A 7458-nucleotide genomic window follows, 5' to 3' on the forward strand; every position below is an offset into this window, starting at 1 on the left:
CGGCAATCCACGCCTCGATCCATGCGATCTGCGCGGCCTCGTCGAGGTCCGCCAGGGCCCGCGGCCAGGCTTCCCAATCGGCGTCCAGCCAGCCGGCGGCCGGCTCGTCGCGGTCCTGCAGGCGGACCGGCGCGATGCCGGTCAGGAGGGCGAAGGCATCGGGATAGAAGATCGCGGACAGCGAGCGCACCGGCGCCAGCGACAGCGACGTGACCGGGCGCGTGCGCGGCCCCGAGACCAGCAGGCCGGACAGGGCGCGCGTGCCGCCCTCCTCCGCCGCCATGGCGATGGCGCCGTCGAGGATCAGGCTCAGGCTGCAATAGACCATCGCCGGAAAGCGGTTCAGGTGCGGCTGCGGCGGCGGCCAGGGCTCGTCGAGGGTCGACATGAAGCCGATCCCGTACAGGACCTCGGACAGTTCGCCTTGCGGCTGGTGCATCGAGGTCCGCATGCGGCCTTACTCGCCGAGCGTCTTGACGAAGGCGCGCACGCCACCCAGCAGCATCTCGACCGACATCGCCGTCAGGATCAGGCCCATCAGGCGCTCGAAGGCGGTCATGACCTGGGCGCCGAGCGCCTTCTGCAGGCGCTCCGCCGCCAGGAACACGGCCAGCCAGACCAGGCCGACGGCGGCCAGCGCGGCCACGTGGACCATCACTTCCGCCGTCGTCTGCGAGGTGAACAGCAGCACGGTGGCCAGCGCCGAGGGGCCGGCCAGCGCGGGGATCGCCAGCGGCACGATGAAGGGCTCGCCGCCTTCGCTGCGGCCCAGCACGCCGTCCGGATGCGGGAAGATCATGCGGATCGCGATGATCAGCAGGATCACCGCGCCGCCGATGCGCAGCGAGATGTCGGTCAGGTGCAGCGCTTCCAGGAAGTGCCGGCCGAAGAACATGAAGACCAGCAGCAGCAAGAAGGCGATCGCGCACTCGCGCACCACGATGCGCGGCCGGCGGGCCGGTTCGACCTCCTTCAGCGCGGTGACGAACAGGGGAACGTTGCCGAAGGGGTCGGTAACGAGCAGGAGCAGGATGAAGGTCTGGAAGAAGCTTTGGGTCATGGGATCGGTCAAGGTATTTGTTGCAATCTTAACCGATCGGCATCCGTACCCATCGATTTACCGGTCAAAAGCTTTCCCACGCCTCCGCAGCCGGTTCCGGGTTGCGGCCCCGTGCCGCCGGACCTGCGGGCGCCGCGGCTGCCAGTGCCTTGCGCGCCGGCGCCGGCGACCGGACCGACTGAGCCGGCTGGTCCGGCATGTCTTTCAGCTTGAATACGCGCATCGCGTCGGCCAGGTCCGCAGCCTGCTTCTGCAGGGTTTCGGAGGCCGCCGCAGCCTCCTCCACCAGCGAGGCATTCTGCTGGGTGGTCTGGTCCATCTGGCTGACCGCTTCGTTGATCTGCTCGATGCCGAGGGTCTGCTCGCGGGTGGCGGCGCTGATGTCGCCCATGATGTCGGTGACGCGGCGGATACTCGCCACGATCTCGCCCATCGTGGTGCCGGCCTTGGCCACCAGGGCGCTTCCCGTTTCCACGTTGCCGACCGAGGCATCGATCAGGGTCTTGATCTCCTTGGCGGCGGCAGCCGAACGCTGGGCCAGGTTGCGCACCTCGCCGGCCACCACGGCGAAGCCGCGGCCCTGCTCGCCCGCCCTGGCCGCCTCCACGGCGGCATTCAGCGCCAGGATATTGGTCTGGAAGGCGATACCGTCGATCACAGCGATGATGTCGACGATTTTCTTCGACGAGGTATCGATCAGCCCCATCGTTTCGACCACCTGGTGCACCACCGCGCCGCCCTTGGCCGCCACTTCGCTTGCCGAGGCGGCCAGCTGATTGGCCTGGCGCGCATTGTCCGAGGTCTGCTTGACGGTCGAGGTCAGCTCTTCCATCGACGAAGCGGTTTCTTCGAGCGAGCTGGCCTGCTGCTCGGTGCGCGACGAAAGTTCGAGGTTGCCCGCGGCGATCTCGTCGCTCGCACGGGCGATATTGCCGGCGCCCTGGACCACGCTATGCACCAGCTCGCGCAGCGAGTGATTCATCGCGCGCAGCGCTTCCAGCAGTTGTCCGGCCTCGTCCCTGGATGTGACCTGGATATCCGCCGTCAGGTCGCCCTTGGCGACGCGGCGCGCGATCCCGATCGCGGTTTCGAGCGGCTTGACGATGCTGCTGCGAAGCAGCCATCCACAGGCGACCACCAGCAGCACCAGCATCACGCTCAGCGCGGTCTGCATGCGCAGGCTGGCGGCCGCGGCCTGCTCGGCCTGCGCTGCGCTGGCGTCGATGGCCTTGCGCTGCATGTCGACCATGTCACGCAGCAAGCCCTGGTACTTGGCCGAAGCCGGGATGAACTTCTCTTCGAGCACGTGCGTTGCGGTCTCGACATCGTTCATTTCCTTGGCCTTGGTCACCGCGGCTTTCTGGACGTTGTAGAAATCACGCGCATCGGCGATCTGTTGCAGCAACTTGGCCTCTTCCGGCGAGGTCAGGAGCTGCTTCACCTTCTTCAGAAGTTCGCCGGCTTCCTTGGTGCCCGTCGCCGAATCCTCGGCGAAGAATGCAACCAGCGCATTGTCGTTGCTCTTCGCGATTGCCAGCGTCCTGCGCGAACCGCCGTAGATGGTGCGGTACCAGTCGCTGACCAGCCTTTCCTTGGCCAGTGGCAAGGCCATCAGTTCCTTGGTCGATGCCGTCATCCTGTTCAGCTGCCAAAGTCCGACGCCGGTAGTTGCAATCGAAAAGAGCAGGACGATTGCGAAGACGAGCGCAATCTTTTTGCCGATGTTGAGGTTTTTCATCATTTACATGTACGCAATCCGCCGTCGCACGGCACCAGTGTTCAATAACGGGAGGCCCCGCTGTCAGGTCCGGAATATGCCGCAATAATTTCCGCATAGCAACATAAAATTTGTATGTGTCGGCATCGGCGCAACACCCGATATGCATGGGCATCAAACCGGTTTATGATGCCCGGGGGAAATTTTGTTTCTTCCTGCCATTAATATTTCATATTTACAGCAAGGCATCGGTGTTTCCTGCCGGGCCTTCCTGTCCTCCGTTTTCACAGGATACAGACAGCATGACCGACCCTACCCAACCCAAGCCGCGTCGCGACTTCCTGATCAAGTCACTGGTCGGCGCGGCCGGCGCAGCGAGCGCTTCCCTGCCTCTCGCCGGAAAGGCCCAGGCGGCCAACGGACAGCCCGCCGCCGCTGCGGAAGCGCCGGCCGGCTACGAATGGCTGCGTCCCGGCGAGCAGGCATTCGTCGAAGCGCTGGTCAATCACATGTGCCCGGCCGACCAGTACACCCCGAACGGGGTCGACATGGGCCTGAACATCTACTTCGACCGTGCCCTCGCCGGCAACTGGGGCCAGGGCGACCGCCTCTACCTGCAAGGCCCCTTCAGGCAAGGCAGTGCCAACCAGGGTTACCAGCTGGCCATGACCCCCGCCGCCCTGTTCCGCGCCGGCACCGAAGGCCTGGCCGACTACTGCCAGGCGACCTTCAAGAAGCCCTTCGATGCCCTGCCGTCCGAGGCCAGGGAGCAGCTGCTCAAGGACCTGCAGGCAGGCAAGATCGCCTTGCCGAACGGCGTGCCGGCCAAGCCGTATTTCGCGCAGCTGCTGCAGATGTTCTATGAAGCCATGTTCTCCGACCCGATCTATGGCGGTAACCGCGACAAGATGGCCTGGAAGATGATCGGCTACCCGGGCGTGAACACCACCAACAAGCTGAACATCGTCAAGTTCAAGAACAAACCGTATCGCACGCAGCCGGTCGGCATTGCCGACCTCAGCTGAAGCAAACACCAACGGAACCGCAATGAAGAAAATGAATGAAGTGGATGTCGTGCTGGTCGGCGCCGGCTGGACCGGCGGCATCCTGGGCAAGGAATTGTCCGAAGCAGGCATGACCGTGGTATGCCTCGAGCGGGGCGGCCCGCAGGCCTCGTCGGAAGACTTTACCGTGCCGCGCATGCGCGACGAACTGTCGCTGGGCATCCGCAACGGCATGATGGTCAACACGACCGACCAGACCGAAACCATCCGCAACCACGCCGGGGAAACCGCGCTTCCCTATCGCCGCCTCGGATCCTACCTGATGGGTACCGGCGTCGGCGGCGCATCGACGCACTGGAACGGCCATACCTGGCGCTGGACCGACGACGAGTTCAAGATCCGTTCGCGCTACGAGGACAAGTACGGCAAGAAGTACATTCCCGAAGACATGACGATCCAGGACTGGGGCATCAGCTACAAGGAACTGGAGAAGTACTACGACAAGTTCGAGAAGGTTGCCGGCATCTCCGGCAAGGCGGGCAACATCAAGGGCAAGAAGATCGCCGGCGGCAACGTCTTCGAAGCGCCGCGATCGAACGACTATCCGCTGCCGCCGGTCGAACAGACCCTGGCCGGCGAGCTGTTCGAAGATACGGCCAGGAAGATGGGTTACCACCCCTTCCCGCGCCCGACCGCGAACACCTCGCGCGCCTATACCAACCCCGACGGCGCCAAGTTCGGCGAATGCCAGTACTGCGGCCACTGCGAGCGCTTCGGCTGCGAATCGAACGCCAAGGGCGGCGCCCACATGACCGTGCTGCCGGCCGCCCTGAAGCAGAACACCTTCGAGCTGCGCACCAATGCCTGGGTCACCCGCATCGAGCGCGACGCCTCGGGCAGGAAAGCGACCGGCGTCACCTACGTCAACCTGGCGAACGGCGAAGAAGTCTTCCAGCCGGCCAAGATGGTCGTGCTGACTGCCTACGCGCTGAATAACGTCCACCTGATGCTGGTCTCCGGCATCGGCCAGGTCTACGACCCGGCCACCGGCAAAGGCCTGATCGGCAAGAATTACTGCTACCAGACCGGCGCCAGCGCCACGCTGTTCTTCGAAGACAAGCTGTTCCACCCCTACATGTCGGCGGGCGGCACGAGCACCCTGATCGACGACTTCAACGCCAACTGGGACTTCGACCGCACGCCCTTCGGCTACATCGGCGGCTCGATCATCGGCACCGTGCAGTATGGCGGCCGTCCGATCCAATGGCACCCGGTGCCAGGCGGTACGCCAGCCTGGGGCAACAAGTGGAAAGAGGAAACCGCCAAGTGGTACGAGCGCGCGATGAACATCGCGGCCGCCGGCAGCGTGATGCCGAACCGCGGCAACTTCCTCGACCTCGACCCGACCTACCGCAACCGCCTCGGCATGCCGCTGATGCGCATGACCTTCGACTACAAGGACAACGAGCGCAAGATTTCGGCGCACTCGGCCGAGGTCATCAACAAGATTGCACAGGCAATGAGCCCTGCTCACCTGAACAAGGCGGCGCCGCGCAACTCCTGGAACGCGACCGTGTACCAGAGCACCCACAACACGGGCGGCACCATCATGGGCACGAATCCGGGCAACTCGGTCACGAACAAATATGGCCAGGTGTGGGACGTCGACAACCTGTTCATCATGGGCGCCTCGCTGTTCCCGCACAACTCGGCCTACAACCCGACCGGTCCCGTCGGCGCGATCGCCTACATGGCAGCCGATATCATCAAGAAAGTCTACGTCAAGAATCCAGGAAAGCTCATCGATGCCTAAGTTCGTCAATTCGTCTGCAATCGCGTTCGCGGCCCTCGCCGCTTTCTCCCTTCACGCCCAGGCCGCCGACGACCTCGGCAAGAAGACCTTCGAAACCTGTGCCGCCTGCCACTCGCTGAAGGCCGGCGAGAACGGCGTCGGTCCCGACCTGCACAACATCGTCGGCCGTACCGCCGGCCTTGAGCCTGGCTTCCGCTTCTCGGGTCCGATGAAACGGAGCGGCATCACCTGGGACGAAAAGAACCTGACCGAATTCCTCCGTGCGCCCCAGGAGAAGGTGCCGGGCAACCGCATGCCCTTCTCCGGCGTTCCGGACGATGCGGCGCTGAAGGCAGTCGTCCAGTACCTGGCGACGGCCAGCAAGTAAGTCGATCAACCCGGCCCGGTGGGCGGGCGGCCTCAGGGCCGCCTCAGGGGCGCGTCAGCTGCACCAGGCTCGTCATCGCATCCACATACAGGGTCCTGTCGTCCGCATACAGCGGCAGCAGCGGCGTGACCGACACCTGGTTCAGTTTCGTCTTGCGGACCTGGCCGCCGGCCGGATCCCTGAACACGGCATAGGGCACGTCCTGGATCACATAGGGCTCGCCGTTCACGTGGCCGATGATCATCAGCACGTGGCCGGGGACGACGACCAGGTCGCCCACCTGGGCCTCCGCCAGGGCGCGCACGCGGTCCTCATGGCTGTCCTTGTCGGTAAAGGTCCGGTGCTGGAACAACGGCATGCTGCCCTGCAGGGCGGAGCTGGGCGGCAGGTACAGTCCCATGCTGCGGTAGACCTCGCCGGTCAGGCCGCTGCAGTCGCGCGCATTGAACTGGTGGCCCCAGCCGTAACGCTCGCCGAGCAGTTTGAAGGCCTGGCGGATGATGTTGGCGCGGGTGACCGGCAGGTAGCCGGGCGCGCTGTCCGCACTGCGGCGCACCAGCGCCGGCCTGAATTCGAGCGCCCCGCCCTGCCCGCGCACCGGCAGCAGCAAGGGCCAGGACGCGTACGGGCTGGCGCCGTTCACCGGTTCGCCGGGCGCCACATCGGCGGCCGGCAGCGCCGTGCCCATGTCCAGCAGCACTTCCGACACCTCGGGCGCTTCCGGCGTGAACACGGTGCGCACCTGGTCGCCGGTGACGACCCGGCCCGGGGCACGGGTGGCATAGCCGAACACGGCGTCGCGCGCGCCTTCGGCGATGTCCTTGCTCCTCACCCAGGCCGGGCCCTGGGTCGACATCACCAGCAGCCAGTCGCGATCAAGGCTCTGGTGGGCGATCAGGACCGGCTCGCCCGGGAAGAGGACGCCGGCCTGCAGGCTTTCATAATCGCGGTTGTCGGCGGCCGGGTAGAAGTTGCGTTCGGCCGGCATCGTGCGCAAGTGGGCGCGGCGCACGCTGAGGCCGTAGCGGGCCGGCGCCGATGCCGCGATCCTTTCCGGCGCGCCGTTCCTGCGGACGGCGTCCAGGGTCGCCGCGCCGACCGGCTTGCCGTCCTCGTCGACCGCAATCTTCACCGGCGTCGCCTGCTCGGCCTGCGTCAGCCAGTCGGCCACCTGGGCGCGTTCCAGGGTCGCCGGCAGGCGCTGCAGGTCGATGAAGCCGCCGCCCGGCGCGAAGGCTTGCGTCCGTTTGGCCGCCGCCTGGCGCGCGTTCAGCAGCACCATGTCCGGTTCCAGCAGGCGGTGGATCCAGAAATCGGGATTCAGCATCTCCTCGCTGAAGGCGGGGATGCCGGAGGCGGATACCGGGACCGGGACGCGCTCGTCGGCGGCCAGTGCGGGGTGGGTGGCGCATGTGATCGCCACGGCCAGCGCCAGGGTGCGCAGCTTGGTGCTCGTGTTCATCGTCGTCTCCATTTTTTATGGATCAAGCTTACATG

6 protein-coding genes and 1 pseudogene are annotated in these 7458 nt (G+C 65.4%); 3 read left to right on the forward strand and 4 right to left on the reverse strand.

Annotated features, from left to right (window positions below; genetic code table 11):
• The 3 genes and pseudogenes from AC1DIX_RS27100 to AC1DIX_RS27110 form a co-directional block, all read right to left on the reverse strand.
• Positions 1–451 (reverse strand): annotated as a pseudogene (locus AC1DIX_RS27100) (hypothetical protein); the annotation flags it as partial.
• 6 nt (positions 452–457) lie between these two features.
• On the reverse strand, positions 458–1060 hold the full coding sequence (locus tag AC1DIX_RS27105; RefSeq protein ID WP_442121872.1) for a MarC family protein: 603 nt from the start codon (positions 1058–1060) through the stop codon (positions 458–460).
• Between the two features lie 64 nt (positions 1061–1124).
• Complete coding sequence (locus tag AC1DIX_RS27110; protein ID WP_477328390.1) at positions 1125–2798, reverse strand: methyl-accepting chemotaxis protein; 1674 nt, start codon at positions 2796–2798, stop codon at positions 1125–1127.
• 281 nt (positions 2799–3079) lie between these two features.
• Here AC1DIX_RS27110 and AC1DIX_RS27115 point away from each other — a divergent pair, with 281 nt between their 5' ends.
• The 3 genes from AC1DIX_RS27115 to AC1DIX_RS27125 are packed head-to-tail and all read left to right on the forward strand — an operon-like array spanning position 3080 to position 5961.
• Complete coding sequence (locus AC1DIX_RS27115; RefSeq protein ID WP_477328384.1) at positions 3080–3802, forward strand: gluconate 2-dehydrogenase subunit 3 family protein; 723 nt, start codon at positions 3080–3082, stop codon at positions 3800–3802.
• Between the two features lie 22 nt (positions 3803–3824).
• Positions 3825–5594 carry a GMC family oxidoreductase gene (locus AC1DIX_RS27120; RefSeq protein ID WP_442121874.1) on the forward strand — a complete coding sequence of 590 codons (1770 nt, stop codon included), beginning with the start codon at positions 3825–3827 and terminating at the stop codon, positions 5592–5594.
• Positions 5587–5961, forward strand: coding sequence for a c-type cytochrome (locus tag AC1DIX_RS27125; protein WP_477328386.1), 375 nt, complete (start codon positions 5587–5589; stop codon positions 5959–5961). The genes AC1DIX_RS27120 and AC1DIX_RS27125 overlap by 8 nt, the downstream gene beginning before the upstream one ends.
• A 43-nt stretch (positions 5962–6004) precedes the next feature.
• On the opposite strand, the gene AC1DIX_RS27130 is transcribed toward AC1DIX_RS27125, so the two are convergent.
• Complete coding sequence (locus AC1DIX_RS27130) at positions 6005–7423, reverse strand: SH3 domain-containing protein (RefSeq protein ID WP_477328388.1); 1419 nt, start codon at positions 7421–7423, stop codon at positions 6005–6007.
• Positions 7424–7458 lie beyond the last annotated feature (35 nt).

The sequence above is a fragment of the Massilia sp. 05N420 genome (assembly GCF_056397205.1).